Source organism: Kitasatospora sp. NBC_00315 (assembly GCF_041435095.1).
Classification (GTDB): Bacteria; Actinomycetota; Actinomycetes; order Streptomycetales; family Streptomycetaceae; genus Kitasatospora.
The window spans coordinates 57,542-83,956 of record NZ_CP108025.1; the positions used below are offsets into that span (position 1 = coordinate 57,542).

At 70.2% G+C, this 26,415-nt stretch carries 24 protein-coding genes and 5 pseudogenes; 15 read left to right on the forward strand and 14 right to left on the reverse strand.

Translation table 11 applies throughout. The features are described 5' to 3' along the window. Positions 1-53 precede the first annotated feature (53 nt). Positions 54-143 (forward strand): annotated as a pseudogene (locus tag OG823_RS00255) (TetR/AcrR family transcriptional regulator); the annotation flags it as partial. A gap of 545 nt (positions 144-688) precedes the next feature. Here the strand turns inward: OG823_RS00255 and OG823_RS00260 are convergent. Then, a complete protein-coding gene (locus OG823_RS00260; RefSeq protein WP_371476413.1) occupies positions 689-1,297 on the reverse strand; it encodes a TetR/AcrR family transcriptional regulator in 609 nt (202 codons plus the stop codon). Positions 1,298-1,453: 156 nt separating this feature from the next. Here OG823_RS00260 and OG823_RS00265 point away from each other — a divergent pair, with 156 nt between their 5' ends. From OG823_RS00265 to OG823_RS00290, 6 genes and pseudogenes are all read left to right on the forward strand, one after another. Continuing rightward, entirely contained in the window at positions 1,454-2,167 is a 714-nt protein-coding gene (locus tag OG823_RS00265; protein ID WP_371484252.1) for an SDR family NAD(P)-dependent oxidoreductase, read from the forward strand. A 205-nt stretch (positions 2,168-2,372) separates the two neighbouring features. Next, positions 2,373-2,933, forward strand: a pseudogene (locus OG823_RS00270) (transposase); the annotation flags it as partial. A gap of 67 nt (positions 2,934-3,000) precedes the next feature. Continuing rightward, on the forward strand, positions 3,001-3,477 hold the full coding sequence (locus OG823_RS00275; RefSeq protein WP_371484752.1) for a hypothetical protein: 477 nt from the start codon (positions 3,001-3,003) through the stop codon (positions 3,475-3,477). A gap of 121 nt (positions 3,478-3,598) precedes the next feature. After that, positions 3,599-4,975: an IS1380 family transposase gene (locus tag OG823_RS00280; RefSeq protein ID WP_371476415.1), complete on the forward strand. Its 1,377-nt coding sequence runs from the start codon at positions 3,599-3,601 to the stop codon at positions 4,973-4,975. A 172-nt stretch (positions 4,976-5,147) separates the two neighbouring features. After that, a complete protein-coding gene (locus OG823_RS00285) occupies positions 5,148-5,408 on the forward strand; it encodes a transposase (protein WP_371484254.1) in 261 nt (86 codons plus the stop codon). Between the two features lie 210 nt (positions 5,409-5,618). Then, a complete protein-coding gene (locus tag OG823_RS00290) occupies positions 5,619-6,002 on the forward strand; it encodes a barstar family protein (protein ID WP_371476417.1) in 384 nt (127 codons plus the stop codon). A 163-nt stretch (positions 6,003-6,165) separates the two neighbouring features. Here OG823_RS00290 and OG823_RS00295 read toward each other — a convergent pair. From OG823_RS00295 to OG823_RS00310, 4 genes and pseudogenes are all read right to left on the reverse strand, one after another. Beyond that, positions 6,166-6,651 (reverse strand): annotated as a pseudogene (locus OG823_RS00295) (transposase); the annotation flags it as partial. Positions 6,652-6,765: 114 nt separating this feature from the next. Further along, a pseudogene (locus tag OG823_RS00300) lies at positions 6,766-7,326 on the reverse strand (Uma2 family endonuclease); the annotation flags it as partial. Between the two features lie 133 nt (positions 7,327-7,459). Continuing rightward, positions 7,460-7,972, reverse strand: a complete 513-nt coding sequence (locus OG823_RS00305; RefSeq protein ID WP_371476419.1) for a hypothetical protein — start codon at positions 7,970-7,972, stop codon at positions 7,460-7,462. 67 nt (positions 7,973-8,039) lie between these two features. Next, complete coding sequence (locus OG823_RS00310; protein ID WP_371476420.1) at positions 8,040-8,714, reverse strand: hypothetical protein; 675 nt, start codon at positions 8,712-8,714, stop codon at positions 8,040-8,042. A 559-nt stretch (positions 8,715-9,273) separates the two neighbouring features. On the opposite strand from OG823_RS00310, the gene OG823_RS00315 reads away from it, so the two are divergent. From OG823_RS00315 to OG823_RS00325, 3 genes are all read left to right on the forward strand, one after another. After that, positions 9,274-9,693 carry a transposase gene (locus OG823_RS00315; protein WP_371476422.1) on the forward strand — a complete coding sequence of 140 codons (420 nt, stop codon included), beginning with the start codon at positions 9,274-9,276 and terminating at the stop codon, positions 9,691-9,693. A 285-nt stretch (positions 9,694-9,978) separates the two neighbouring features. Beyond that, complete coding sequence (locus OG823_RS00320) at positions 9,979-10,464, forward strand: tyrosine-type recombinase/integrase (protein ID WP_371476423.1); 486 nt, start codon at positions 9,979-9,981, stop codon at positions 10,462-10,464. A gap of 91 nt (positions 10,465-10,555) precedes the next feature. Then, positions 10,556-11,620, forward strand: coding sequence for an IS630 family transposase (locus OG823_RS00325; protein WP_371476424.1), 1,065 nt, complete (start codon positions 10,556-10,558; stop codon positions 11,618-11,620). Between the two features lie 544 nt (positions 11,621-12,164). Here the strand turns inward: OG823_RS00325 and OG823_RS00330 are convergent. The 4 genes from OG823_RS00330 to OG823_RS00345 all read right to left on the reverse strand — a co-directional run bounded on the left by OG823_RS00330 (position 12,165) and on the right by OG823_RS00345 (position 15,657). Then, the gene (locus OG823_RS00330) at positions 12,165-13,232 is read right to left on the reverse strand and encodes a YncE family protein (protein ID WP_371476426.1); all 1,068 of its coding nucleotides are present in this window, start codon (positions 13,230-13,232) and stop codon (positions 12,165-12,167) included. A gap of 185 nt (positions 13,233-13,417) precedes the next feature. After that, a complete protein-coding gene (locus tag OG823_RS00335) occupies positions 13,418-13,678 on the reverse strand; it encodes a hypothetical protein (RefSeq protein ID WP_371476427.1) in 261 nt (86 codons plus the stop codon). 207 nt (positions 13,679-13,885) lie between these two features. Further along, positions 13,886-15,115: an LCP family protein gene (locus OG823_RS00340; protein WP_371476428.1), complete on the reverse strand. Its 1,230-nt coding sequence runs from the start codon at positions 15,113-15,115 to the stop codon at positions 13,886-13,888. After that, the gene (locus OG823_RS00345) at positions 15,112-15,657 is read right to left on the reverse strand and encodes a SigE family RNA polymerase sigma factor (protein ID WP_371476429.1); all 546 of its coding nucleotides are present in this window, start codon (positions 15,655-15,657) and stop codon (positions 15,112-15,114) included. The genes OG823_RS00340 and OG823_RS00345 overlap by 4 nt, the downstream gene beginning before the upstream one ends. A 1,029-nt stretch (positions 15,658-16,686) precedes the next feature. Here OG823_RS00345 and OG823_RS00350 point away from each other — a divergent pair. Then, a pseudogene (locus OG823_RS00350) lies at positions 16,687-16,980 on the forward strand (murein biosynthesis integral membrane protein MurJ); the annotation flags it as partial. 161 nt (positions 16,981-17,141) lie between these two features. Here OG823_RS00350 and OG823_RS00355 read toward each other — a convergent pair. Beyond that, on the reverse strand, positions 17,142-17,804 hold the full coding sequence (locus OG823_RS00355) for a ScbR family autoregulator-binding transcription factor (protein ID WP_371476431.1): 663 nt from the start codon (positions 17,802-17,804) through the stop codon (positions 17,142-17,144). A gap of 114 nt (positions 17,805-17,918) precedes the next feature. On the opposite strand from OG823_RS00355, the gene OG823_RS00360 reads away from it, so the two are divergent. Together OG823_RS00360 and OG823_RS00365 are read left to right on the forward strand one after the other, a co-directional pair. Further along, positions 17,919-18,860, forward strand: a complete 942-nt coding sequence (locus OG823_RS00360) for a ScbA/BarX family gamma-butyrolactone biosynthesis protein (RefSeq protein WP_371476433.1) — start codon at positions 17,919-17,921, stop codon at positions 18,858-18,860. Positions 18,861-19,212: 352 nt separating this feature from the next. Beyond that, positions 19,213-19,902 carry an HAD family hydrolase gene (locus tag OG823_RS00365; RefSeq protein WP_371476434.1) on the forward strand — a complete coding sequence of 230 codons (690 nt, stop codon included), beginning with the start codon at positions 19,213-19,215 and terminating at the stop codon, positions 19,900-19,902. A 101-nt stretch (positions 19,903-20,003) separates the two neighbouring features. Here the strand turns inward: OG823_RS00365 and OG823_RS00370 are convergent, their stop codons facing one another. The 3 genes from OG823_RS00370 to OG823_RS00380 all read right to left on the reverse strand — a co-directional run bounded on the left by OG823_RS00370 (position 20,004) and on the right by OG823_RS00380 (position 23,674). Further along, positions 20,004-20,657 carry a DAK2 domain-containing protein gene (locus OG823_RS00370; protein ID WP_371476435.1) on the reverse strand — a complete coding sequence of 218 codons (654 nt, stop codon included), beginning with the start codon at positions 20,655-20,657 and terminating at the stop codon, positions 20,004-20,006. A gap of 14 nt (positions 20,658-20,671) precedes the next feature. Further along, positions 20,672-21,682: a dihydroxyacetone kinase subunit DhaK gene (locus tag OG823_RS00375; protein ID WP_371476436.1), complete on the reverse strand. Its 1,011-nt coding sequence runs from the start codon at positions 21,680-21,682 to the stop codon at positions 20,672-20,674. A gap of 756 nt (positions 21,683-22,438) precedes the next feature. Next, the gene (locus tag OG823_RS00380) at positions 22,439-23,674 is read right to left on the reverse strand and encodes an amidohydrolase family protein (protein WP_371476438.1); all 1,236 of its coding nucleotides are present in this window, start codon (positions 23,672-23,674) and stop codon (positions 22,439-22,441) included. Positions 23,675-23,808: 134 nt separating this feature from the next. Between OG823_RS00380 and OG823_RS00385 the strand changes: the two genes are divergently transcribed. Then, positions 23,809-24,261: a MarR family winged helix-turn-helix transcriptional regulator gene (locus tag OG823_RS00385; RefSeq protein ID WP_371476440.1), complete on the forward strand. Its 453-nt coding sequence runs from the start codon at positions 23,809-23,811 to the stop codon at positions 24,259-24,261. 331 nt (positions 24,262-24,592) lie between these two features. On the opposite strand, the gene OG823_RS00390 is transcribed toward OG823_RS00385, so the two are convergent. Beyond that, a complete protein-coding gene (locus OG823_RS00390; RefSeq protein WP_371476441.1) occupies positions 24,593-25,579 on the reverse strand; it encodes an alpha/beta fold hydrolase in 987 nt (328 codons plus the stop codon). A gap of 143 nt (positions 25,580-25,722) precedes the next feature. Here OG823_RS00390 and OG823_RS00395 point away from each other — a divergent pair, with 143 nt between their 5' ends. Then, positions 25,723-26,328, forward strand: a complete 606-nt coding sequence (locus tag OG823_RS00395) for a helix-turn-helix domain-containing protein (RefSeq protein WP_371476442.1) — start codon at positions 25,723-25,725, stop codon at positions 26,326-26,328. Positions 26,329-26,415 lie beyond the last annotated feature (87 nt).

A 26,415-nucleotide genomic window follows, 5' to 3' on the forward strand; every position in this document is an offset into this window, starting at 1 on the left:
CGCCCACCGTCGTGTGGGGGCCGCCTGCGGCTCGTTGAAGATCCTTCTGGCGCTGGGGCTATTCGGAGGCCTCGATCGATCGACTGACCGAGGGCACGGGCCTGGGCCGGGGCTCGCTCTACGGCACCTTCGGCGACAAGAGCGCCCTCTTCCGCAAAAGCCTCCAACGGTACGCGCAGACCCACCACCCGCTGTACGAGCAGGCGCTGTCTGGCCCCCACCCGAGCCCGAGCGCCGTTCTGGCCGCCTTCCTCCAGGTCGCCCTGAACCGTATCGCCGATCCGACGGTCCTGGATGGCTGCCTGCTCAGGGTGTCGGCAACGCAGTTTCCGGCGCTTGACGCGGAGGGCCGGGCGATGGTCCGCGCCATGATCGACGGTTTGCGGGCGAGGCTGGAGCAGGCGTTGCTGGCGGCGGGGGCCGGTGCGCAGGAGGCGGCAGAGCTGGCGTTGTGCACGCTGGCGACGAACAAATCTCTGGCGTACTGAGTGGTGGGCGCTGGAAGTCCTTCGGGGGTTGACTTGAAGCCCTCGTCCTGTGGAGTCCAGGTAGCGGACCGGACGTGCCACTGGTGCAGTTGCGCATGACGCCAGCGTGGCCCATCTGCAGCCAGCCGGGAGATCCGGATCTGGACCCGGTCTGTGGCAGCGAGTGTGTCCGTCCACGGGGGCTGGTTGGCCGCTGCGGGTCAGCCCCGCACCGCAGCCAGGCACTCGTCGTATAGGTCCATGATTTCTCCCTTGCCGTCGTTGGCGACCCACGTGATCGATGCGGCATCCAGGCACCCGAACGCCGTCGCAATTACCGCGCGGACCTTCGCGCCCTCGTTGCCGGTAGCTGCGTTCATACGGGTCTCGATGAGCGGCAGCAGGTCCTCCTGGAACCGCAGTCGCTTTTCGAGCCAACCGGCACGCAGAGAGGCGGTGTTGTGCAGGAGACGGAACCGCTCCAGGGCCTGCTCGCGGCTGTTATGCAGGGCCAGTACGGCAGCCACCCCTGCGCGCAGGGCCTCCCAGACGCTGACGTCGGCCGGCAGTTCGCTGATCGTGTCTGTCAGGACCTGCCCGAACCGGTCCTGGTCGCCGCCGAGAAGGTCCTCCTTGGTGCCGAAGTAGCGGAAGAGGGTGCGCTGGGAAACGCCGGCCTCCCGGGCGATCTGGGCGATGGTCGTCTCGTCGTAGCCCTGCTCGATGAACAGGCGCAAGGCTGTCTCGAGGATCTCTCGGGAGGCCATCTGTCGTGTCCGGTCCCACAGCGTGATCGGAGTCCTCGTCGCTGCCTTTGCGTCCTGCTGCATACCACCAGATTACCCGGCGCTGCCAAGACGGCACACCCATCCCATGTGACAGTCGCCGCCAATCTGGCATACGCTGCCATGAGTGGTGTGCGGCGCCGCCCACTGCCCCAGACAGAGCTGCTCACCCCCGCCCAGAAGTACGCAAAGGAGCGCATCATGCCTGCACCCACAGCTCTGATCACCGGTGGAACCAGCGGCATCGGCAAGGCGACCGCCGAACTACTCCACTCCCGCGGCTACCGCGTCATGGTCACCGGCCTCGGCAATGTCGCCAACGCCGGACTTCCCGAAGACGTCACGGCTGTCCGGGCCGACGCACGGTCCCTGCCGGACATCGACCAGGCGATCGACCAGGCGCGCCAGCAACTCGGCTCCCTCGACCTGCTCTTCCTCAACGCGGGCATCTCCCGCCCCGGCCCGATCGAATCAACCGACGAAGACGCCTTCGACGCCCTGTTCGACATCAACGTCAAGGGAAATTTCTTCACCCTGCAAAAGGCACCGCCGCTCCTCAACGAGGGCGCCTCGGTCGTGCTCACCGTGGGCGCCGCCGAAGGGCTCGGGGCCGCAATGACAGCCGCCAAGGGTGCTCTGCTGCCCCTCATGCGGTCCCTCGCACTCGAACTCGCCCCCCGCCGCATCCGCGTCAACGCGGTCAGCCCGGGAATGATCAACACCCCTGCCTACAGCAAGATGGGTGTCTCCCAGGAAATGATCGACTCCTGGGCCCGGGACGTCCCGCTCGGCCGCGTCGGTGCTCCCGCCGACATCGCCGAAGCCGTGGCCTTCCTCGCCTCGGACGCCGCCGGCTACATCACGGGCGACAACCTGACCGTCTCCGGGGGCATTGGTTTTCACTCCAACGCCTGACGAGTAATTTGGCTCTGACCTGGAAGGTTCACCGGGTCCAATGCTCAGCCCGGATCCACCGGGTGATCGCTACCAGGGAAGCCCCTGTACAACGAAGAGATGCCTTGCGACCTGCGATGATGGGAGTTCTCTAGGCTCCACCACGCACAATCAGCAAGGCATCTCGTAAGTGCAATCATCTCACGCTGTCCCGGCCGTCTCCGTCGTGTTCGACGAGCCGAATCTGATCGCGGACGCCGGACTGCTCCCGCTGGTCCGCCTGGCCGAGCGCGCCGGCCTGCCCGCCCTGGTCGGCGACAGGCTACGCATCGAAGGCACCGACAACGGTGCCGGCGCCAATCCGGGCGCGAAGGTGATGACGCTGGTCGCGGCGATGTGCGCCGGGGCCGACTCGATCGACGACACCGACCGGCTCCGGCACGGCGCGGTAGGCCGACTGTTCGGCGGGGTACGAGCACCGTCCACCCTGGGCACCTTCCTGCGCTCGTTCACCCACGGGCACAACCGCCAACTCCATTCGGTGCACCGGGACTTCCTCGCCCGCCTGGCCCGGACCACCCCCCTGCAGCCCGACGTCGACCGGGTGGCGTTCGTGGACATCGACCCCACCCACCGACGCGTCTACGGCCGCGCCAAGCAGGGCGCCGAGGTCGGACGGTTCAAGGGCGTACGCACCCTGCACCCGATCCTCGCCACCCTCTCCACCCCGTCGGCCCGCCCGGTTATAGCGGCGGTCCGACTGCGGCGGGGCAAGGCCGCCGACGCCCGCGGAGCCGGGCTCTTCACCGCCGAGGCACTCGCGGCCAGCCGGCAGGCCCGGCGCGAGCGGCACGGTGATCGTCCGCGCCGACAGCCAGCTCTACAACGCCGACGTCGTGGCCGCCTGCCGCCGGGCGAACGCCCGATTCTCCGTGACCGTGCGGATGAACCCGCACGTCGCCGCCGCGATCAGCGCCATCGACGAGGCCGCGTGGACGCCGATCCGCTACCCGGACGCGTTTGTGGACCCCGACACCGGCGATCTGGTCTCCGACGCCGAGGTCGCCGAGACCACCTACACCGCGTTCACCGGCCGCAAGAAGGCCGAGCACGTCACCGCGCGCCTGGTCGTGCGCCGCGTCCGCCGCCTGAACACCGAGGTCACAGCCGGGCAGGGCGAGCTTTTCGCGGCCTGGCGCTACCACCCGGTGTTCACAGACAGCCCGTTCGAGATGCTCCAGGCCGAGCTGCAGCACCGCCAGCACGCAGTGATCGAGCTGGGGGTGCCCCCTCTGGGGGAGTCATCGCGGACGGCAAGGGATCGGCCCTAACCTCGCGCTTTCATGAGCGGCTCGTCCAAACCTTGATCAAATAAACGGAGAGTGCTTCTGACCTGCAACGATGGGACTTGTCTAGGGTCCTGTCCGCTGCAAGGAAAGAAGCACTCTCCAGGTGAAGAAGCTTATCGGGTCCTACCCGCGCGTCCGCGTCCAGGGCGACGGCGGTGCGGTGGTCTCGCAGGCCGGCGGGGTGCTGCTGGTGGAGACCGTGCGCAAGACCGGGTTGGACACAGCGATATCGGCGGCGCTGGCGCCGTGGCGCAAACAGCGTGCGGTGCACGACCCGGGCAAGGTGCTGCTGGACCTGGCCCTGGCGGTGGCGCTGGGCGGGGACTGCCTGTCGGACGTGGCCGTGCTGCGTGCCGAACCGCAGGTGTTCGGGCTGGTGGCCTCCGACCCCACCGTCTCGCGCCTGGTGGAGACCCTGGCCGCGGCCGGGCCCCACGCGCTGACCGCGATCCGCCGGGCCAGGGCCGAGGTCCGCGAACGGGTCTGGAAGCTTGCCGGGGCCGATGCCCCCGACGCCGGAGGGCAGGTGATCGTGGACATCGACGGAGTGCTGGTGCTGGCGCACTCCGAGAAGCAGGACGCGACCGCGACCTGGAAGCGGACCTTCGGACACCACCCGCTGGTCGCGTTCGTCGACCACGGAGCGGGTGGTTCCGGGGAACCGGTGGCCGCACTGCTGCGGCCGGGCAACGCCGGCAGCAACACCGCCGCCGACCACATCACCACCACCCAGCTCGCCCTGGCCCAACTTCCCAAGCGCCACCGGCGTGGACGCCGCACCCTGATCCGCACCGACTCCGCAGGAGGCACCCACGACTTCCTGAACTGGCTGACCACACGCGGCCGGTGGCTGTCCTACTCGGTCGGGATGACGATCACCGACGCGGTCCACCAGGCCGTGCTCCATGTCCCGGCCCCGGCCTGGACGCCCGCGGTCGAACCCGACGGCCAGGTCCGCGACGGCGCCTGGGTCGCCGAACTCGCGGGCGACGTCCTCAACGGCTGGCCGAAGGGAATACGGCTGATCGTCCGCAAGGAACGACCGCACCCCGGAGCCCAGTTGAGGTTCACCGACGCCGACGGGATGCGCCTGACCTGCTTCGCCACCAACACCCCCGGAACCGCGATCGCAGCCCTGGAACTGCGGCACCGCCAGCGCGCCCGCGCCGAGGACCGCATCCGCGCCGCCCGCGACACCGGCCTGCGCAATCTCCCCCTGCACCACACCGCCCAAAATCAGCTCTGGCTGGAGATCGTCCAACTCGCCCTGGACCTCCTCGCCTGGATGCCCACGCTCGCCCTCACCGGCCGAACCCGCAGATGGGAACCCAAGCGCATGCGGCTGCGACTGTTCTCCGCCGCCGCCCGCCTGGTCACCACCGGCCGCCGCCGCATCCTCCGCCTGGCCAACCACTGGCCCTGGACCGACGTGATCACTACCGCGTTCAGCAGGCTGCAAGCACTACCGAACCCTGGCTGACCAGCGACAACGACCCACCCCGACGAGCAGCCGAACACCTCCGGAACCGTGGAATCCGACGCGCACCCGACGCGACAGTCGGGCCCTCGGCCTACCCACCACTACCCACACAAGCCGAAACGGCCCGCCGACCACGCCAACGGACCGTCATGAAAAATCGAGGCTAACCCACCTGCCCTCCGGCAACTTCCAGGCCAACAACGCCTGGCTCACCCTGTGGGCGATCACCCACAACCTGCTGCGGGCCGCCGGCAGCCTCGCCGGCTCCTTCCACGCCAGAGCGACCACCGCCACCCTGCGGGCCCACCTGATCAACGTCCCCGCCCGCCTCGCCCGCTCAGCCCGTCGGCAAACACTCCACCTGCTCGACCGATGGCCCTGGCAACACGCCTTCACCGACCTGTTCGACACCGCCCACGCCCCGCCCACCTGATCGCCGACCCGACCACCCCGCCCGCCAGGGCCCAACCGGAGCAAACGTGGAAGAGCTGGGCAGACCAGCGGACACCCCACGCCCTCCAGCCGGTCACCCCGATCAAGCCGCCGAAACGATCAGTTCGGAATCAGCCCGGTGGATTCGGGCTGAACAGCACGGGTTCAAAACGAATAGGCAGGCCGCCGGGCCGGACGTAGTCTGCGGGCTGTGACGGTGAGATACGTGTTGGACGGCAGCCAGGTCGAGACGCTGGAGGACTTCTGGCGGGTCGCAGGCGAAAGCATCGGTTGCGGCGGATACTTCGGCCGGAATCCTGACGCCTTCGCTGACTGCCTCCGCGGCGGCTTCGGGACACCGGACGACGGCAACTTCATGATCGAGTGGCGTGATCACGAAGCCTCCCGCCAGAACCTCGGATACCACGAGACTGCTCGTCAGCTCGAGATGTGGCTCGCCCGCTGTCATCCGACGAACAAGGCCCGCATGGGCGCCAGGCTTGCAGAAGCCCGCGCTGGACGTGGCCCCACCGCCTTCGACTGGCTGGTCGAGATCATTGAAGAGGAACTTCCGGGGGGCCTGCGTCTTCGTTAGCCTCGATCTTTCGTGACGGTCGGCCGGTTTGTCCGGCGGCCTGTTTCGGCTTGTCGGGGTGATGGCGGGCAGGTTGGCGGCCCGACTGTCGCGTCGGGTGTGCGCCGGATTCCACGGCTCCGGGGGCGTTCGGCTGCTCGTCGGGGTGGGGTTTTGTTGCTGGTCAGTCGGGGTGCGGCAGGGCTTGCAGTCGGGTGAACGCGCTGGTGATCGTGTCGGTCCAGGGCCAGTGGCGGGCCAGGCGGAGGATGCGTCGGCGGCCGGTGGTGACCAGGCGGGCGGCGGCGGAGAACAGTCGCAGCCGTAGGCGTTTGGGTTCCCATCGGCGGGCGGTGCCGGTCAGGGCGAGCATCGGCATCCAGGCGAGCAGGTCCAGGGCGAGTTGGACGATCTCCAGCCAGACCTGGTTCTGCGCGCTCTGGTGGAGGGGGAGGTTGCGCAGGCCGGTGTCGCGGGCGGCACGGATGCGGTCCTCGGCACGGGCGCGTTAGCGGTGCCGCAGTTCCAGGGCCGCGATTGCGGTGCCGGTGGTGTTGGTGGCGAAGCAGGTCAGGCGCATGCCGTCGGCGTCGGTGAAGCGCAACTGGGCGCCGGGGTGCGGGCGTTCCTTGCGCATGATCAGCCGCATCCCCGCTGGCCAGCCCTTCAGGACGTCGCCGGCGAGGCAGCAGAACGGGTCGCGCGAGTAGGACAGGACCATGTGGAAGGAGTAGACCTTCGCGATGCCCGGGTCGTCGAGGCCGGTGGTCTGGCCGGCCTGGACGAGGCGGTCGACGTAGGTGCCGCGCTCGAGGTGTCCGAGGTAAAGGCGCGGGGCGGGATCGAGTTCGAGGCGCCAGTAGTGCGCGATGCCGGCCGCTGCGTACAGCGACGGCTTCATCTTCTTGTCGGTGACCTGGGTGGACGGCGAGGCGATTTCGATCGCGACGACGATGTCGTGCGCGCTGAGGGTGGTGTTGGCGTCGGCGGCCGCGGCCGCGTCGGCGACGACCAGGCCGGGGATCAGCAGCCCTTCGTGCACGACGATGTTGACGGCCTCCAGCACCTCGAACGGGGCGGCGGATGCGGTGATCGCGGTGTCCAGGAGAGCGGCGAGTCGGGAGCTGGCCCGTTGGTGCGCGATCCCGGCGTTTGGGCTCATCAGCATCGCTCCGCCGACCAGTTCAATGCGGTGGTTGGTGTCCTCGGGCAGGGCCAGGACGTCATCGACGGTCCAAGGCCCGCTGTGATCGGCGACGGCATTGCCCACGCCCTGTCCTCCCACCGGGTGCTTGTCCTCATTGTGCCGGGAGGCGAGGACGTTGCCGCAGCGGGCGGCGCCCATCGCGGCGGCGCCGAGGGCGGCGTGCAGGGGCCGCCGGCCTGGGCCACGCGGCGGCCGCCCTCCAGCACCTCGCAGCTCCCTGCGGACAGACCACGGGGACGACCTCCCGCTCACGGACGGGTGTGCCCAGCGCTCAGTGGGGCGTGGTGGCGGTCTGGAAGGTGAGGTGGTGGGCCATGGCGCGGAGGTCGTCGGTGCCGGCGACGGCGAAGGTCTCGGTATCGAGGGTGGCGCTGAGGGCGAAGTAGCCGTCGCGGGTGATCGCGGTGGCGGTGACCGGGGTGCCGTCGAGGTGAAGGGCGGCGAGGTCCCCTAGGTCGGGGAGGGTGATCGGCGGCGGGGTGTCGTCGCCGTGGTTGGCGATGTAGGTCCGCAGGAAGCCGTCGAGGGTGAAGAGGGGCTGGACGCGGGCCTGGGCCGGGACGGGGCGTACGGTGCGCACCAGCAGCCGGTGCTGGCCGTCCTGGTGGTACTGGACGTCGACATCGGTGAGGAATCCGTCGGAGGCCTGACGGGCGTGCAGGGCCGTCCAGCCCGGGTGGGGATGGGCGAGGACGGCGACCCGGCCCTCGAACTCGCGCAGCGTCCGCTCCCAGTCGGGGCCGGCGGGGTGGTGGGGCCCTAGCGGGCCGGGGACGCGGATCATCGAGGTTCCCTTCTTGCGGTCCGGCCGGGGGCACGCGAGGTGCCCCCGGCCGGACCCGACGGTGGTGTCAGTTGATGCCGTAGTGGACGGTGACCGGCCCGGGGTAGCAGTAGGCGCCGTCGATGAGGGCGGCGTAGCTGCTGGAGCTGTCGATCCAGGCGCGGCCGTTGCTGGGGCTCAGGCCGCCGACGGTGCGGTGGCCGCTCCAACTCCGGCGCTCCGCGAGGCCGGAGGGGCCGAAGTCCTGGTGGCTGGTGCCGCCGGCGTCGGACAGGTAGACGTTCCAGTAGTAGAAGATCGCGGCGTCGCCGGCGTTCAGTTCGAAGCCGGTGGAGATGTCGACGGAGAGGTTGCCCAGCGCGATGCCGGACAACCAGGCCTTCCCGCAGGAAGGGGAGATGAAGTCCGAGTAGTCCTCCTGGATGGGCTGCACGCCCGCTCCGGTCTTCTTCACCGTCTTGCCCCATCGGACGGCGGCCTTCGCCTGTGCGGCGGTGTCCTGCTCGGGGGTGGCGTCCTTCACCACGGAGTACTCGAATCCGGCGGGGCTTGTCTTGATCGTGTAGCCGTGGGCCTCGGCCACCGCCTTGTCGTAGCCCTTGAAGACCAGGCCCACCTCGACCGAGGTCGCGGTCGGCTCCGTCGGGTCCGCCGTCGCAGCGGATGCAACGGGCGCCGCCATCAGCCCCGATGCCGCGAGTGCCACAGCCGCCGCGGCGGTGGCGAGCTTTCGATGCGTCATGTCCCTCCCCTTTCCAACAGACAGCCCCCCGGCTGTCAGAGACATGACTATCGAACCGCGGGCCCCACCGGCACCCTCCATAACGGAGGTGGCCAGATCACCCCGACCAATGTCTGAATACGAACAGCAGCACGGAAAAGAGGATCCTCCGGGAACGTCCTGGCGGCTACGGGCAGAAAACCACGCCCCAACCGCCCTACGCCGGACAGTTGTCACCGAGGCGGAGGCGCCAGCGGCGATGCGGGTAGTCCGGCCCCGCGGCCCCGCGTGGGGAAGCTGGGGACTCAGAGCGTGGTGGTGAACCGGGTGGTGTTCGGTGGGGTGGGTCGTGGATGCCTTGAACGTTCATGCTGGCCACTGGATGGGTGTAGACGAACGGGCCTCTTGGTAGGAGTGCGGTTGTCGAGACCAACCCTCCGGCCCAGGAGGCCCGTTGCCGTACCAGTTCACCATCCCTGTGCCGGGCGATGCCACTTCGGACACTCTGGCGTGTGACTGCTTCGTTCACCAGTACGGGGCAATCGCGGCGGGGCGGCGTGCGCCGCACTACCCGTCCGACATGACGGATGCGGAATGGGCCCAGGTCAAGGCCTCGATGCCGGTGCCGGCCTGGTTGGAGGGCCGGGGCGGACGCCCCGAGGCCTACTGCCACCGTGAGATGGTCGACGCAGTGCGCTACCTCGTCGACAACGGAGCCAAGTGGCGGGCGATGCCCGTCGACCTGCCCGCCCCGCGCAAGGTCTACGACCTCTTCCGCCGCTGGTCGCGCCACGGATACGTGCGCGAGCTCTACCAGCGGCTACGTCGCCTGCAGCGCAAGCGGGAGGGCCGGGCGGCCGAGCCGAGCGCGGGAATCATGGACGCGCAGTCGGTGGACGGCTCGGAGACCTACCCCGCCGCCACGCGCGGGATCGACGGTAACAAGCGGCGCGACGGACGTTATCTTGAGCCCGTTCTGGCCTGTCCCTCATGTGTGTGAAGCACCTCGAAGGTCCGCTGGTTTGCGTGGTGGATGCGGTTATCTGCCGCTATCCATCACGGACGAGCTGGAGGTGCGATGCGAGTGCAGCGGGTGTTGGCGCCGGACTCGGGGGCGGAGTCGTGGACGCTGTTGGGGAGCGATCTGCGGCCGGTCGGTCCGGTGGAGTCATTCCTGGCCTTCCTGTCGGCTGTTGAGCGGTCGCCGAACACCGTCAAGGCTTACGCCCACGACTTGAAGGACTAGTGGACCTACCTCGACGGCAAGGGCCTGGAGTGGCGGTCGGTGGACCTGGAGGCGATGGCCGGGTTCGTGGCCTGGCTGCGGCTGCCGCCGCCAGCCCGCGGCGGGGCCGTCTCGGTGCTGCCGACAGTCGAGCCCCACTGCTCGGCCTCCAGCGTGAACCGCAAGCTGGCGGCGGTCGGCTCGTTCTACGAATTCCACGCCCGCAGCGGTGTCGCGGTCGCCAACCTGCTGGTGGTGATGCGTCCGGCCGGGCGGCACCGGGCCGCGGCCACTTCCTTCAAGCCGTTCCTGCAGCACATCGCCTCCGGCAAGCCCGAGCGGCAGCGGACCATCAAGCTCAAGGCCGACCGGCGACGTCCCCGCGTCCTGACCGCCACGCAGGCCCAGGCGATCCTGGATGCCTGCGAGCACTTGCGCGACCGACTGCTGTTCGCGCTGCTGCTGGACACGGGGGTCCGGATCGGTGAGGCCCTGGGCCTGCGACACGACGACCTAGTGGCTCTGCTCGATAGGTGGACCTGGTAATTGATCTGTTGATGGTCGGGCGTCAGGCTGTCTCCAGGATCTGATCTTGGAGGTGGTCGTGGGGCGTCGTCCGGGAGTGTTCGTCCGGCGGATGAGCATGGAAGAGGGGCGTCGGCTGCAGCGGATCAGCCGGACCGCGAAGGACCCGGTGAGACTGCGGCGGGCGATCGTGGTGATGATGTCCGCGCAGGGCCAGTCGGTGCCGGACACCACCTCGTTGATGCAGGTCAGCGCCGACTACGTGCGGGACGTCATCCATGCCTTCAACGAGCGGGGGTTCGAGGCACTGGACCCAAAATGGAGCGGGGGACGCCCCAGGACGATCGGTAGCCAGGTGCGCGAGCACATCTGCCTGATCGCCCGGACGTCCCCCGCCGACTGGAAGATCACCGCGTTCTCCACCTGGAGCCTGACCAAGCTCGCCGAGCACCTGGTCAAACAGAAGGTCGTCCCGGCGATGAGCAGAGAGACCCTGCGTCGCATACTGCGCGAGGGCAAGGTCTCCTGGCAGACCACCACGACCTGGAAGTCCTCGAACGACCCGGACTTCATCGCCAAGATGCACCGGATACTCGCCCTCTACGACACTCCGCCCAGCGACGGCCGAGTTGTCTGCGTGGACGAGTTCGGCCCGCTGAACCTGCTGCCCCGCAAGGGCAAGGCGTGGCGCCAGGCAGGCTCACCGCGCCGGCTGCGGGCCGCCTACAACCGCTACGACGGGGTGATGCACATGCTCGCCGCCCTCGACCTGGCCACCGGGAAGATGTACTACCGCATCCGCCAGCGCAAACGCTGGCGCGAGTTCCTGGCCCTGCTCAAGTCCCTGCGCACCCGCTGGCCCGGTGAGAAGCTCTACGTCGTCCTGGACAACTTCTCCCCGCACAAGCACCCGAACGTCCGGACCTGGGTCGCGGCCAACAACGCCGAACTTGTCTTCCTGCCCACCTACGGATCCTGGCTGAACTGGATCGAATCCGAGTTCGCCGCCCTGCGCTACTTCGCCCTCAACGGCACCGACCACCGCAGCCACGGCGAGCAGAACGCCGCCATCGCCGCCTACATGCGCTGGCGCAACGCCCCCGCAGAGCCGAAGTCCAACTTCGCCCCCGACTCGCCGATACGCACCTGGACCGAGTACCCGGCGCTGGCCGCCTGACGTGCCCTGCCGACCCGCGCTACAGCTCCACGAGCCGTTCGGCAGCGGAGGGATCCGACGCGGATCCGTACCGCAACACCACATTCCCCGGGCGGAACGGCAGGTCGCGCAGGACAGGTGCCATGACGGCGAAGAGCGCATCGGCATCAGGGCCGTAGGCGAAGAGCACCACCTCACCGCCCCCGAACTCGTTGCCGTCGAACTCGCCGACATCGGCTCGTTCAATCGCCTCGGTCAGAGGTTCTGGGCCGCGCGGACAGCCGCCCGGTCGCCCGGCCCACCGAACCCATCGTCAGTCAGTCGATACCGCGCAATGACAGCGTGTTCGACGCTTCTCCCTACCGCCGTCAGCCGCATGAGTCACGCAGAAACGATCTCACCTCGGACTGACATCAGCGGATTTCCCGGCCAAGGATCCGAGCTGAGCCACTAGAACGATAGAGCCCCTAGACAAGCCTCATCGTTGCAGCTCAGAAGGAACTTTCGCTTTTCCGATCATGATCCGGACGCGACCCCGAATGAAACGCGCAGGCTAGTGCCGCCGTCACAGCCGGCCGGTGGCCACCCCCATGGTGTCGCCGGCGCCGACGGCGATGGGGGTCACCGCGTCGGTCGCGGTGTCGATTGCGAACACCGTCCCCTGGGGTGTCCCGTGGCCGTAGGAGCCGACCACGTAGGCGTTCTTTCCGTCGGGGGTGACGGCAACCTCCGAGGGAAGGAAGTACCTGCCGGACCCGTTGGTCGGCAGGGTGTCGCCGATGGGGATGGTCTTGGTGACCGTGTCGGTGGTGGTGTTGATCACCGACACCTTGCCCTGCTTGGCCTTGTTGTCGACGCCGACCACGTAGGCTCGTTTGCCGTTGGGGCTGATCGTCACGCCGCCGGTGCCGACGTCGGGGATGGTGTGGACGATCTTCCGCTTCGCGAGGTTGATCACGGAGACGGTCCCGTTGTTCCCGGTGACGTAGAGGCGCTTGCCGTCGGGGGTGACCGCCATGCCGTTGGCCGGCTCGTCGAGGTGGATGGTGGTGATGATCTGGTCGTTGGTGGTGTTGATCACGGACAGGCCGCCCTTGTCGCCGGTGACGTAGAGGCGCTTGCCGTTGGGACTGATCACCACCTGGTGGGGCCTGCTGACCTGGATGGTGGCGGAGACCTGCTTGGTGGCGGTGTCGATCACCGACACCTTGTCCCCGTGGAAGGGGTTCTGGACGGCCACGTAGGCGTGCTTGCCGTCGGGGGCGATCGCTTCCCCGTAGAGGATGTCGGGAGACAGTTCGCTCTGGTCGAAGGGGATGTTCGTGACGGTCGTCTTCGCGATGTTGACCACCGACACGTACTTGAGGGCGTTCGTCACGTAGAGACCGGCACCGTCAGGGGTGACCGCCACCTGGTCCGGGCCACCGCCGACAGTGGTGGTCCCGAGCCCCTGGACCCTGTTGGTTCTCGTGTCGATCACGTACACGTGGCCGTCGAGGCTGGTGACGTAGGCGTAGACCTGCGGTTTCGGCGGGTGCGGGGCGGCCGTGGCGGCCGTGGGTGTCAGGAGTGCCAGCCCTGACGTGACGGCCAACGCGATGGTTCGCCGTACAGCGGATCGCTGAAAGTGCACGTGGACCTCCGGATCGACGTGATGGTCTCTCGTGACACCCGGTGTACCGCCGTAGATGACCGGCCATCAGGGGATCAGTGCGTCAATCACTCGGAAGAGTGCCAGCACGAGCAGCACGCGACAGCCCCCGACGCGACAGGGGGTAGGTCGCGACAACCCCCGCGACAGCCCCCGGGAACCGGAGCTCACGCTGTGCGGTTCTTCACCGGGTAGAACTCGGCGTGCCGCACCCGGCCCTTCCCCCAGGGGTCGGCCGCCTTCGTCGAACAGCACGGCCATCCCCGGTGCCGCGCCCCGACAAGCCGGTGCTGGAGATCGTGGAGGTCGGCCGCGCGGGGGACGGCCAGGTAGTGGTGTCGCACTTCGCGCCGGGTGCCTGGCTCAACAACCAGAAAGCCCGCCGGGCGAAACTGTCGGCGGCCCATCTCACTCAGCTGGCCGAGCACGGCGTCGAGTGGGCACAGCGGGCCACCCCCGACCGGGCTGGCATGCCCGGCGGTACGCTGCCGAGGCGCTGGGAAAGCACTGGCGGCCGCCACCATGTGGTGGCGGCCGCCAGCAGTCTTCGGAGATGCGGTCAGCCCGCCGGTCCTCGGATCCGTCGGGGACGTCGTCGCGGCGACGACGAATTGGATGTCAGCTCGCGTGCCCGCTCAGTCCACGCATGGCACCCCGTTCACAGCCGGTGCCGCACTCGTTCCCTCACCGGTCAGAATCTCCTTCGCCTTGCCCGGCTCCGCCATCAGCACCATGCCCTTGTACTGCACCGGCAGCTCCGAGGTTGCCGCTCGCCCCTGCGCGAAGGCGGGCACCTGGCGGACGAAGTCGACCGGGCTCCACCCCTTGTCGACCACCATGTCCTCCTTCACCGCGTCGTAGAGCGCCCCCAGCTTGCCGGCGTCCGCCGTCACCCCGCCGGCACGCAACTTCTGCAATATCCCGGCGAGGAACGCCTGCGCCCGGCGCGTGCGCTGCAGGTCCGAGTCGTCACCCACTCCGTGCCGCTGCCGTACGAACGCCAGCGCCTGCGCGGGGCCGAGCTCGGAGCGGCCGGCGGGCAGGCTCGCTCCGCTGAACGTGTCGTCCACCGCACGGTTCAGGCAGATCGGCACTGTGCCAACGGCTTGCGCGGCGCGGTAGAACCCGGTCATCGTGACCTCTGCGAAGTGGTCTACCGGCACACCTGCCAGCTCTTGCACGGACCGGATCAACGCGGCCCGGCCGGCCTCCCGGCCGCGCCATCGCAGTTCGGCTCCGGAAACGCCCTGCCCCTGAAGGCGTGTCGTCTCCGCAGCCTCGGCCTGCGCATACACCTGGTTGATGGCAACCTTGGCACCGCCGCCGGCCGCGTCGACCAGCACGTCCCGGGGAATCGACAGCTGACGCGCTGTCCCGCCCCCGGCCGGAATGTGCACCAGCACCAGGGTGTCCGCCCTGTCCACGTCGGCTGACCCGGTGTGCAGCTCCCCGCGGAGCAGTTCCGCAGGCGCCGGTCGGCCCTGGGCGTCGGTTGTGGCGTCCAGCCCGATCAGCAGGATGGTCACCCCGCGGTCGAGCGGCGCCGGCGCACCCGCCGAAGCGGCGGCAAGCGCATCGGAGGCCCGCCCCGGCAGCCCGGACGGAAGGGTCAGCGCGCTCACCCCCGCCGCCACCACCAGGGTCAACGCGCCGGCCAGCATGACCGTCCGCCGCCGTCCCCGCCGGCGCCGCCGTCCGGCCTCCAAACCACCATCGACCAGCCGGGCGGCTGCGGCCACACCGAGACCGTCCGCGGCCCGTCCGAACGCCGTGCTCAACCGAACCTCGAACTCTTCTTCCCCGCCACTCACTTCGCCACTCCACTCACCGAAGACCCCATCCACCGAATCGTCCCGCCCGCTCACCGTGCCACCAGCTCCGCCAGGTCGGCCCCCAGGAGGGACCGCAGCCGGGCCAGCGCCCGGGTGCACCTGGTCCGCACCGCCGCCGAGCTGTCCTTGACAATCGCCGCGGTCTCCTCCACGCTCCGGTCCTCCCAGTAACGGAGCACCACCACCGCCCGGTCGCGCGGCGGAAGCTGGGCCAGGGCGTCGACCAACGCCAGCCGCAGCGCCGCGTCCTGCTCGGGCGCCGGCGCCTCCGGCAACACCTGGCTGGGCCGCTCGGCATTGCTGCGCCTGCGGTGGTGCGTCAGGTAGGCCCGGACCAGCACGGTCCGGGCGTAGCCGGCCGGGTTGTCGATCCGGCCTGCCCAGCTCGGCCGTTGCAGCCGGTGCCACTGCGTGTACATCTGGCCCAGTGTGTCCTGCACCAGGTCCTCGGCCAGGTGCGCGTCGCCCCCGGTGAGGAAGTACGCCGACCGGTAGAGCTGCCCGCTGCGGGCCGTCGCGAAAGCGACGAAGTCCTCCTCCGAGGCCGCCCGATGTCGAGCTGTGCCCACTGTCATCTCCCGTTCCCTCGCGGTATCCGTCCTATGACGACACGAGGGCACCCGAATGTTTCACAGCAAATTTCGACGGGCCGTGAGGTTCAGCTGTCCGGTGGTGGACAGGCAGCCGCCACACCTGCCGCCGGACAGTAGATCCAGCAGGCCTTTCAGCACTGCTGCTGGCACGGTTGATGAGCCGGCCAGACGGACGTGCTCACACCAGAGTGGGGCCGCGCGCTCGAGGAGATCGACCCCGTGGACTCCGGTCTGACCGATCACCTGGCGGGACGCCTACGCCACCACCCGGTCGTGGTGGCTGAAGTTGGACGGCCTGGTCGACCGGACCGTGCTTCCGCAGGACACGGTGTTCGAAGGCGAGCAGCTCGGCCAATAGGTGCTGGCGCAGCGGGCCGGGTGGCCGGGCCTGGGGGCCGATCAGCGGGACCTGCTGGCGGCGATCGGCATCGAGGCCGACCCCGAGCTGGCGGCCGCCGAGGCGAAGCCGGCGGTGTCCCGCACGGACCGGTTCCGGCAGGGCCTGGCAGCGCTGACCGCCGACGTCGAGCGCACGGCCGTCCCCGGGTGCCGCGCCCCCACAAGCAGCCGCTGGAGACCGTGGAGGCCGGGCCTGGAGGTGAGGACCAGGTGTGGTGTAGCGCTTCGCGCTGGGCACCCGGCTCAACAACCAGAAAGGCCGCTGGGCGAGCTGAGCCCGGGGCAGCCCGCGCAGCTCGCCGGGCACGGCGTGGAGTGGGCATGACGGGCAATGGGTTGCCCGGTCTCCGTTGTTGGGTGGGGCAGCCCGGCAGCGTCGGCCGCGATCGTCACGGAGTCCGCCGGCCGAGTACCGACGGGTACTGGTGACGAGACCATCTGACCGGGTTCGGCCGGCCGCGGAGCGTTTGATGACGAATTCCGAAGGACGCCGCCGGGCGACACCAGGCCCCCGCCGGTCGCCTATCCGACCCACTGCGAGGAGGCCGGAGGCGGCGTGCGGGCGGGTGATCTCCGGGCCGTAGGTAGGGCGGATGCTGGAGGGAACGCCGGATTCGGCGCGGGTGCGGGGGAAGCGGGGCCGGGGGGCATGCCGCTGCGAAGTCGGGCGAGGCGAAGAGCGGGCTGCAGCGCTCGTCTGTGCTGATGGCGGCGGGAACGATGGTGTCCCGGGCGACCGGGCTGATCGGACAGGTGCTGCAGGCCGGATCGCTGGGGACCGCGTTGCTGGCCACGACCTACAACCAGGCCAACGTCGTGCCGGCGAGCCTCTACTTCCTGCTCATCGGCGGAGCACTGAACTCGGTCCTGGTACCGCAGTTGGTCCGGGCCAGAATCAACCAGCCGGCCGCGGCCGGGCAGGAGTCGGCCCAGGGACCCGGACGCTCGATTCCTGGTCGCCCCGCGGGGAGATCCGACAGAGTGGCCGGGGAAACCGCGTTCTCGCGCGGTTGCGGCACCGCCTGCCGGAAGGGCCGCCCACCTCGCCTCCGCCGGTCGGCGACCGGTCAGTTCGAAGCGTGGGCGGGCGCCGGCAACTCGGACCGGGGCAGGGGGCCGCGCACGTCCGCGATCAGCGCGGCCGGGTCCGGGCGCGCCTGCAGGGCGGGGAGCAGGAAGTGCCACAGGTCGGTGAGATCGTCCTCGATGCCGGTCCGTCCGTCCAGGGCGTCCGAGACGGTGTGCAGCCCGAAGAAGGCGCACACCACTGCGTGGGCCGCCTGCGCGGGTTTGACGTGGGGCGCGAGTTCGCCCGCCGCGGCGGCCTGTTCCAGCAACGCGCGCACGGCGTCCGTCCAGTCCACGAACGGCACCGGCATGGCGACGTCGATGGCCCTGCGCTCGGCCCAGAGCCGGGCTCCCGCACTGACCACGATGTCGTCGCGGAAGGCCCTGGCCACGGCGTAGCTCAGTCGGAGCAGACGCTCCAGGGGCATTCGGCCGACCGTCGCCTGTTGCTCGATCAGGCGCGGCCAGGTGGCGAAGTGCTCCTTGATCACGGCGAGCGCGAGCAGTTCCTTGCTGGTGTAGTGGAAGTAGATCGCGCCGCTGGTACGGCCCGACAGGCAACTGATGTCGCTGATGCTCGTCCCCGCGTAACCGCGGTCGTTGAACAGTCGCGCCGCCGCTTCGAGGACGGCGCGTCGGGTCACTTCCGCACGGCTCTGCACGATTTCACTGTCCCCGTTCGAAGTGTCGGACCGACGGGTGAAACCTACCGGGTCGGCACTCCGGAGAGGTGTCCAAGACATGCGAGACCTGCGAGTTTGGTATTTTCTGTCTGTATGCATATAGGGGATCCGTCCTGCTGGCCGGGTCTGCTGCGACAGGCGGGACCGCTGAGCCGCTCGCAGACCGTGCCCCGCGAGTCGGTGCACCGTGTCTCGCCCGCCGAGGTACTGCTGACGGATGTGCGCCTGAGAAGGCCCGGCCGGTTCGAGGCCGCCGCGCGGTGGCCGCACTCCCATGTCACCGTCCCCTGTGGCAAGGAGGTTCGGCACAGTTTCCTGATGGTGGTGGAGACACTCCGCCAACTGGGCATCCACATTCCGCACCGCTATTTCGGCGTCCCGACGTCCATGCACTTCCTCATCACCGACCTGTCCTGGCGGATCGACGCCGCCGCGCAGCCGGCGAACCGGCGCGGGGCCGACGAGATCACCTGTCTGGTCGCGTCCGAACAGCCTCGGCGCGCGCCGGGCACCGGCCTGCTCACCGCACTGCGTCTGCGGGTCCGGTTCCTGGCTGGGGCGCGCTGCTTCGCCCACGCCGAGGGCGGCGCCCGGTTCGTCGACGACGCCCGCTACGCGAGCCTGCGCGGGCGGCCCGGACCGGCTCCCCGGGACCTCCCTCACGTGTCCGGCGACGCCGGGGCCGGCCTGCGGCCCGAGCCGGCGCGCGTGGTCGTGGGATCCTCACGCGACCTCCTCGTCGCCCGGTACGGCGACCGACTGTGCGTAGATCCGGCCGATCCGGGCCATCCCTTCTTCTTCGACCACCCCAGCGACCACGTGCCCGGGGTGGTGCTGCTGGAGGCCGCCCGCCAAGCCGTCGCGATCCGCAGCGCAGGCCGGCTGGTGCGGCCGGTCGCCTGCCGGTTCGGGGCGCTGCGCTTCACCGAGTTCGCGCCCCGGGCCCAGGTCGACTGCACACTGCACGGCCGTACGGCGGTGTTCCGGATCCGGCAGGCCGCCGGCGTCACGGCGGTCGGGGCGATGGACTACTGATCCGTCGGCGCCCGGTCGCCTGTGCGACGGGCCACTGACCCGCCGGTTCCCCTGCCGGCGGCGCGCCGGACCGCCGGCCGGTCACGTGCTGCGAAAAACTCCCCGCCGACACGCTGCGCGGTCGTTTGACTACAAAAATAACGAACGTAACGTTGCGACCGTTATGTCCGGACTGTCCCTCCGGACCGAGCGCCCCGGGCGACCGTCCCGGGCCCGGCTCCACGGCGCACCGCCGGTCGCCCGGCCGAGCGCAGTCGCCAGAGGTCGGGCCCTCGGCGCGCGGACCGCGCCGGCGCGGCCGCGGCCGTGCCGCACCGGGCGTGCTCTCCTCTCCCCAAGAAGGGCTACAGGCATGACTGCAGCGCGCGTTCTCGACTGGACCCCCAGCGCCGTCGTCTTCGACTGCGACGGCACCCTGATGGACACCGAACTCCACTGGCAGGAGGCGCGGGACCTGGTCCTGCGCGGCTACGGCGTCGCCCCGGACGCCGGTTTCGCGACGCGGGCCAAGGGACTGCACTACACGGAGTGCGGCCGGCTGATGGCCGAGGTCGCCGGTGAGCCGGCCCAGGCCGAGCCGATGACGGCCCACCTGCTCGACGCCTTCCGCAAGCTCGTCGCCGACGACCCCGCCACCATGCCCGGAGCCGCCGCACTCGTGCGCCGGGTCGCCGACTTCGCGCCTCTGGCGGTCGCCAGCAACTGCCCGCTCGACGTGGTCGAGTCCTGCCTGGAGGGCGCCGGGCTGCTGTCGTACTTCGCCCACGTGGTGGTGCCGGGGGACGACGTCCTGCCCAAGCCGGCCCCCGACGTCTACCTGACCGCGGCCGCCCTGTGCGGTGCCGAGCCGGCCGACTCGCTGGCGGTCGAGGACTCGTACTGCGGGATCCGGGCCGCGGGTCGGGCGGGCCTGCGGATCCTCGGCGTCGGAGCCCACCCGTCCGAGGAGGAGGCGGCAGCGGTCGACCTCTGGGTCCCCGACCTCGCCGAGCCCGGTCTCGTCGACTGGGCGAAGAGCCGGAGGTTCGCCACCACCGCCTAGGACCGCACGGCACACCGCCACCGCGCCCGCGCGAACCGGGTCGGGGCCGTGTGGGCCGGCACCGGCGCGCACGGCCCCGACGCTCCGTCCGGGACCGCGGCTCACCGCTCCCGCAGGAACTCCGCCAGGCCGGTCAGTTGCCGCCCGGCCGAGGCGAACAGCACGCCCACGCCCAGGGCGCCCGGATCGGGTACGCCGGAGGCCCGTTCACCCAGGTAGCTCGCCCGCCCGCGGCGGGCCCGCTGGGACATCGTGCTCCGCACCCCCGCGAACGCCGCGTCGGCCGCGATCGCCAGCGCCTCGTCGGGGCGGACGTCCGGGGCGAGAGCCTGCAGCGCTCGGGCCGCCGGATCGAGGGCGTCGACCAACGTCTTGTCACCCGGCTGGGCATCGCCCACTCGCTGCACGGCGGCCAGTCCCCCGGTGACTCCGGCCGCCAGGGTCGCCGAGGTCAGCCCAGGGCCGACGGCGACGGCGAGTTCCTGCAGGACGAGACCGAACAGCGGGCCGCTCGTCCCGCCGACCTCGTCCAGGAAGGCGGTGGCCGCCGTCCGAAGCGGCGCGGCGGCGGTACGCGGCCCGGGCGGCAACCGGTCCAGCGCCGCCACCGCGAAGCCGGTGCCCGTCCGGAGGTTGGCGCCGAAGTCGCCGTCTCCCACCTGCTGGTCGAAGGCGGTCAACTCGCGTTCGGTCGCCGCCACCGACATCGCGAAACGCCGCATCCACTCCTCGGTGAACGTGCCGTCGAAGTCCATTGCGACACTCCCTTCTAGCCGATGGCCGACCGGTTCCACTGCGGCGTGTGCGCCGGCGCGTCGTAGAGACCGAGGATCTCCTCGTCGGCGAGGAGCAGCGAGATCGAGAAGCCCCGCATGTCCAGGGCGGTCGCGAAGTCGCCGGCCAGACTCCGCGCCATCGGCGTCCCCCGGCGCTCCAGCACGTACGCCAGCTCGTTCACGACGGCGTACAACTCCAGCCGGGTCACCGCGCCGAGCCCGTTGACCAGCGCGATCACCGGCGTTCCGGCTGCGGGCTCCAGCGCGTCCCAGAGCGCCCCGGCCATCCGTTCCACCAGCGGGCCGAGCGGTTCGGCCGGCAGGGACCGCTCGGCCCGCTCGCCGTGGATCCCGACCCCGTACTCGAACATGTCCGCGGGGAGGTCGAAGGCGGCCCGGCCGGTGGCGGGTGAGGTGTGGGCCGCCGAGGCGACGGCCAGGCTCCGGCAGCGTCCGACGAGGGACCGGCCCATCGAGGCCAGCGCCTCCAGGCCGAGGCCGCCGTCCGCCGCCGCGCCGAGCACCTTCTCCACCAGGACGGCCGCCGCCGTGCCCCGTCGGCCGACGGCGATCTCCGCCGAGTCGGTCGCCAGGTCGTCGTCGACGAGGACGCGGGCACACGGGATGCCCTCGTGTGCCAGCCGCTCGGCGGCGATGCCGAAGTTGATGCGGTCGCCGGTGTAGTTCTTGACGATGTGCAGCACGCCCTCGGCGCCGGCCACGGCGCGGGAGGCCTCGAAGATCTGCCGGTTGTGCGGGGACGCGAAGACCTGGCCCGGACAGGCGGCGTCGAGCATCCCGGCTCCGACGAAGCCCAGATGCATCGGCTCGTGCCCGGATCCGCCGCCGGACACCAGGCCCACCCGGCGGGTCGGCGCGCCGTGCAGTGCGCGGACGAAACCGAGGTCGGAGTGATGGGCCACCAGGTCCGCGTGCACCCGGGCGAAGCCCGCCAGCGCGTCGGACACCAGCGACTCCTGGGCGTTCTCGAAGTACCGGGCCATGTCCGAATCCCCTGTCGGGCCGGAAGCCACCGCTTTTCGCGCGGACAGCCGCTTGTCGCGCCCATCCTGGGTCACCCCGGGGTGACTGGCAACCCGCCAACCCGCACTGGCGGCGCGCCTGCCCCGGTCGTCCGCCAGGCGCACGGCCGGGCGTACGGCGGTGCACGGCCCGGGCGTCCCCCGCTCGTCGCAGGCTCCGGGAGCACGACGCGACCGCCGTTCCGCGCCCGGCGCCCGGCCGTCGCCGTGAACGTCCGGCCGGCGGGACGGGGCCACTGTCCCTGGCTCCACCCCGCCGACAGCTCTCGGCTCACCGCGGCGGCGGCATGTACGCGGGGCCGTTCGGGTGATTCGTCGTTCAGTACCGAGGCCGGCCGAGGATCACCGAGCTATCCGCCCGCAGGTACTACCGCGTGCTGGCCGGAGTCCGAACCCGACGGCCACCTGCTCGCGGCCGACAGGCCTGCCGCGGTACGGATCGACCGGCCGACACGTTCTGCGAAGGCGCCCCGGTGACCGGCACGGACGAGGCGGTCCAGCCGATCGGCCGAGCCGGCGGGACGATCGTCCGGCACCGAGGATCATCGCGGTGACCCGGTCCAGTTCGTGGGCGGCCTGCTCGTCGTCGGGTGCTCTCCAGCTTCCTTGTCCTCGGAGACAGCCGCCGCTGAGGCATGGCTTCCAACGTATCCGATCCAGTTACCTGGGACTCTGCGTACCGGAGGTCTTCTCCCGGTGCGCAGAGCCGGTCCGGTGTCAGGCGGCGGTGAGGCGGGTGCCGCGGCGCCAGACGGCGCGGGTGTTAAGGGTGTCGCTGATGGTGGTGGTGGGGTCGCCGTCGACCAGGAGCAGGTCGGCTCGCAGTCCTGCGGCGATGCGTCCGCGGTCGTCCAGGCCGAAGCGGTGGGCGGGGGTGTGGGTTGCGGCACGCAGGGCCTGGAGGGGGGTCAGGCCGGCTTGGACGAGGTACTGGAGTTCGTGGTGCAGGCTGGCGCCGTGGGCCATGCCGCCCAGGAACGTCTCGGGCAGGGAGACGTCGGTGCCGGCCAGGATGTCGACGCCGGCGTCGTGGAGTGCCTTGACCGAGTCGAGGACGTCCTGCAGCCTGCCCTGGGGGTAGCCGTTGTAGCTGCTGTTCAGGGTGTCCAGCCAGGCCCGGTCCAGGCGGGAGCTGACCCGCGGGTCCTGGGCCAGGGCGTGGCCGGTGATGCCCATCATGGAGGCGTCCAGGACCACGCAGGGGATCACGAACGCGCCGGAGGCCGCGACCAGGTCGATGATCTCGTCGGTGTGCGGCTGGTCCATGAACAGGTGGGCCAGGCCGTCGATGCCGGCCTCGATCGCCATCCGGGTGGCATCCACGGTCAGGGTGTGGGCGACGGTGAGCATGCCGTGCCGTTTGGCCTCGGCGACCCCGGCGTTCAAGGTGGCCTGGTCGAGCATGGGCAGACCGGGGTGACCCTCGACACTGCCGTCGTCGACCATGAACTTGATGTAGTCCGAGCCCGACGCGACCAGCTGCGGGACGAAGTCGACGGCTTCCTGCGGGGTGCTGGAGAAGGGCATCACCGGCATGGTGGCCGGGCGCCGCTGCGGAGCCCCTTGACCGCCGCCGAACGTGAAGCCTTCGGGGATCAGCTCGCTGGGGTGGCCACCGGGCGGGGTGATCCCGAAGCCTGCGGAGCGCACGTCGGCGACTGCGTCGTTGTCCGTGATGTGCGCGCGGTTGGGTTCGGTGTTGATGCCCTGCATCTCCAGCTCGGTGGTCACTCCGAACCGCAGCGCCAGGGCGAGGGCGGGCTCGCCGGTGTGGACATGGGCGTCGAACAGACCCGGCAACAGGGTCCCGCCATCGGCATCGACCACCTGCGCCCCGGCGGGCACCGGGCCGCCGACGGCCGCGATCCGCGTGTCCTGGACCACGACGGTCCTCTCCTGCAAGACGCGCTCGCCGTCGAAGACGCGCGCGTTGGTGATGGCTGTGATGGTCATGGCCGATTCCCTTGCTCTGACATTCGATCCCGCGCCCGCGGGTCCCCGATGGACGGGATTACATGACACACAGCATACATATGCTTGACATCAGACTTGTGCATGCTCCGACTCCTTCGCTTAGAGTGGGGGGCATGAGCACTGACGACACACCCATGGACGACGAGACGCTGCTGGAAGGCATCGGACCGGACTTCTCACGGCTGCGCCGTCACGCTCCGACCTCCCGAAAGGACGCTTCCCGCCTCCTGGTCCTCAACGTTGTGGCCGACGCGACCGGTGAGATGACGGTCGGCACCCTGGCCGAGGAACTCATCACCGACCCGTCGGTCGCCAGCCGGATGGTCTCCGACTGCATCTCCGGCGGCTACCTGCGCCGCGCCGTCTCCCAGCAGGACGGCCGCCGCACCGTCCTGGAGGTCACCACCGAGGGGCACACCCTGCGAGCCCACTTCGCAGCCCAGCAGCGCCAGATCTTCGAACTCATCACCGCTCAGTGGGCTGCAACCGACCGCATCCGGTTCGCCCGCCTGCTGCACCGCTACGTCGAGGACAGCGCCACCTACCGCCAGGCAACCAATCCCTAGACCACCGGCCCGGCGGCTCCTGCATGGCCTGGACCCGATCGCCCTTCCTGCACCAGCAGCTGGAGTCAAATCTCACCTACCCAAGGGGATCCCCAGAGCACCGGGTGGAGTCAGGACTCACCTACATGTGGAGTCGCCCGCCCGTCACCTACCCAGCCAGGACGGGTTCTGCGAACGGCCACCTGCGGATTCGTGAGCAGTACCGGTGTGTTCGCAGAACTCTCGCAACTGGTCATTTGTGAGAATCACGCAGCACCCGGCCGTAGCCGCTGCGCTCGGGTACGCGGGCCGATCTGTTCCGTGCATGGAAGCCCCGGCCACGCCTGGCGGTTCAACCCGTGAGGGTGTTGAGCCAGCCGGTCAGCAGACGGTTGATCTCCTCGGGGTGTTCCTGCTGGATCCAGTGGCCGCAGCCCTCTACGAGGTGGGAGGCGGTCAGGCCGGGGAGGGTGGTGGGGAAGGCGTCGATAGCGTCGGACATCCAGGTGGTGGAGGCGTCCAGGGCGCCGCCGATGAACAGGGATGGCTGCTTGATCGGGGCTCCGCGGTGGGGGGCGAGGTCCTCCCAGTCGCGGTCCACGTTGCGGTAGCGGTTGAGGGCGCCCGTCAGACCCGTGCGCTCGAACTCTCCGGCGTAAACGTCGAGGTCGTCCTCGGCCAGCCAGGCCGGGAGGATGCCGGCCGGAAAACGGTCACGCAGCTGGCCGCCGTGGGAGACGAAGTGCGGCTCGGGCTCGCCCTGGGTGGGCATGGTGTCGGCGGACAGGGCGGCGTAGAAGCCCGCGAGCCAGCCCCGCACGTCAGGCTCGATCTCCGTCTCGGCGCGGCCGGGCTCCTGGAAGTAGGAGACGTAGAACTCCTGCTCGGGGCCGCCGATCTGGTCGAAGATGTCGGTGGGGCGGGGGCCGCCGGGCGGCGCGTACGGGACGCTCAGCAGGGCGACGGCCCGGAAGACCTCGGGGTGGAGCAGGGCAGAGGTGGCGGCGATGTTGGAGCCCCAGTCGTGGCCGACGACCACCGCGTTCTCCTCGCCGAGGGCGCGCACGAGGGCGACGTTGTCCTCCACCAGGTCCAGCATCCGGTAGGCATCGGTCTCCGCAGGCTTGGAGGAGCGGCCGTAGCCGCGCACGTCGAGCGCCACCGCCCGGTAGCCGGCCGCGGCGAGGGCCGGGAGCTGGCGGCGCCAGGAGTACCAGGACTCGGGGAAGCCGTGCACGAGCAGGACCAGCGGGCCGGTGCCCTGCTCGACCAGGTGCAGGCGCCCGGCAGGGGCATCGACGGTGCGGTGGCGGAGTGCGGCGGACAGCTCGGGCTGCATGGGGTCTTCTCTCGGTTCGCGGGTGGACGCAGGTACGCATCGATCATGCGGCGCAGCGACCGTCCACCGCGATTACCCTTGCCAATCTGGCAAACTTGCAGGACAGGATGGTGGAACGGCACGTCCGGAAGGGAGCAGAGCGGGTGACAGGCGACGAAGTGGCCGACACGCTGGCGGCGATGGGCCCCCGGCTGCGGGCCGCACGCGAACACCGCGGCTCCACGCTCACCGGCGTCAGCTGCGCGACCGGCATCGCCCCGAGCACGCTGTCGCGGATCGAGACCAGCCGACGCAAGCCCACCCTGGAAGTGGTGCTGCAGTTGGCGAAGGAGTACGGCGTCTCCCTGGACGAGCTGGCCGGCACCGCTCCCGCCGCCGAGCCCCGCACCTCCGCGCTCCAGCGTTTCGGCGACGACAAGGCGGTGCTGCCGCTGACCCGGTACGTCGGGGGCCTGCACGCCCACAAGCACGTCCTACCCGCCGTCCAAGAGCCGCCCGCGCGGCCCCGGCAGGTCTCCCACGACGGCTGGGAATGGCTGTGCGTCCTGTACGGGCGGTTGTGGCTCGCACTCGGCGACCAGGACCTCGTCCTGAGTGCCGGGGACGTCGCCGAGTTCGACACCCGCAATCCCCATGGGGTCGCGAACGCCGGTCCCGGCGGCCCGGTCGAGTACCTGATCATGTTCGGGCCGCAGGGAGAGCGCCTGCGACCGCGCACCCCGCCCGCCCCCGGCCCCAGGGCCCGGTAGCAAGCAGCGAACGAACGGCCTGACGTCTTCCGAGCACAGGGCCCGGTAGCAAGCAGCGAACGAACGGCCTGACGTCTTCCGAGCACC

What these genes read in the sequence shown, in the direction of transcription:
- OG823_RS00260 (WP_371476413.1), bottom strand. Translation starts at nt 1,297, where the DNA reads ATGCAGCAGGACGCAAAGGCAGCGACGAGGACTCCGATCACGCTGTGG.
- OG823_RS00265 (WP_371484252.1), top strand. Translation starts at nt 1,454, where the DNA reads ATGCCTGCACCCACAGCTCTGATCACCGGTGGAACCAGCGGCATCGGC.
- OG823_RS00305 (WP_371476419.1), bottom strand. Translation starts at nt 7,972, where the DNA reads ATGATCCGCGTCCCCGGCCCGCTAGGGCCCCACCACCCCGCCGGCCCC.
- OG823_RS00310 (WP_371476420.1), bottom strand. Translation starts at nt 8,714, where the DNA reads ATGACGCATCGAAAGCTCGCCACCGCCGCGGCGGCTGTGGCACTCGCG.
- OG823_RS00315 (WP_371476422.1), top strand. Translation starts at nt 9,274, where the DNA reads ATGACGGATGCGGAATGGGCCCAGGTCAAGGCCTCGATGCCGGTGCCG.
- OG823_RS00325 (WP_371476424.1), top strand. Translation starts at nt 10,556, where the DNA reads ATGAGCATGGAAGAGGGGCGTCGGCTGCAGCGGATCAGCCGGACCGCG.
- OG823_RS00345 (WP_371476429.1), bottom strand. Translation starts at nt 15,657, where the DNA reads ATGACAGTGGGCACAGCTCGACATCGGGCGGCCTCGGAGGAGGACTTC.
- OG823_RS00360 (WP_371476433.1), top strand. Translation starts at nt 17,919, where the DNA reads ATGCATATAGGGGATCCGTCCTGCTGGCCGGGTCTGCTGCGACAGGCG.
- OG823_RS00365 (WP_371476434.1), top strand. Translation starts at nt 19,213, where the DNA reads ATGACTGCAGCGCGCGTTCTCGACTGGACCCCCAGCGCCGTCGTCTTC.
- OG823_RS00370 (WP_371476435.1), bottom strand. Translation starts at nt 20,657, where the DNA reads ATGGACTTCGACGGCACGTTCACCGAGGAGTGGATGCGGCGTTTCGCG.
- OG823_RS00375 (WP_371476436.1), bottom strand. Translation starts at nt 21,682, where the DNA reads ATGGCCCGGTACTTCGAGAACGCCCAGGAGTCGCTGGTGTCCGACGCG.
- OG823_RS00380 (WP_371476438.1), bottom strand. Translation starts at nt 23,674, where the DNA reads ATGACCATCACAGCCATCACCAACGCGCGCGTCTTCGACGGCGAGCGC.
- OG823_RS00385 (WP_371476440.1), top strand. Translation starts at nt 23,809, where the DNA reads ATGAGCACTGACGACACACCCATGGACGACGAGACGCTGCTGGAAGGC.
- OG823_RS00390 (WP_371476441.1), bottom strand. Translation starts at nt 25,579, where the DNA reads ATGCAGCCCGAGCTGTCCGCCGCACTCCGCCACCGCACCGTCGATGCC.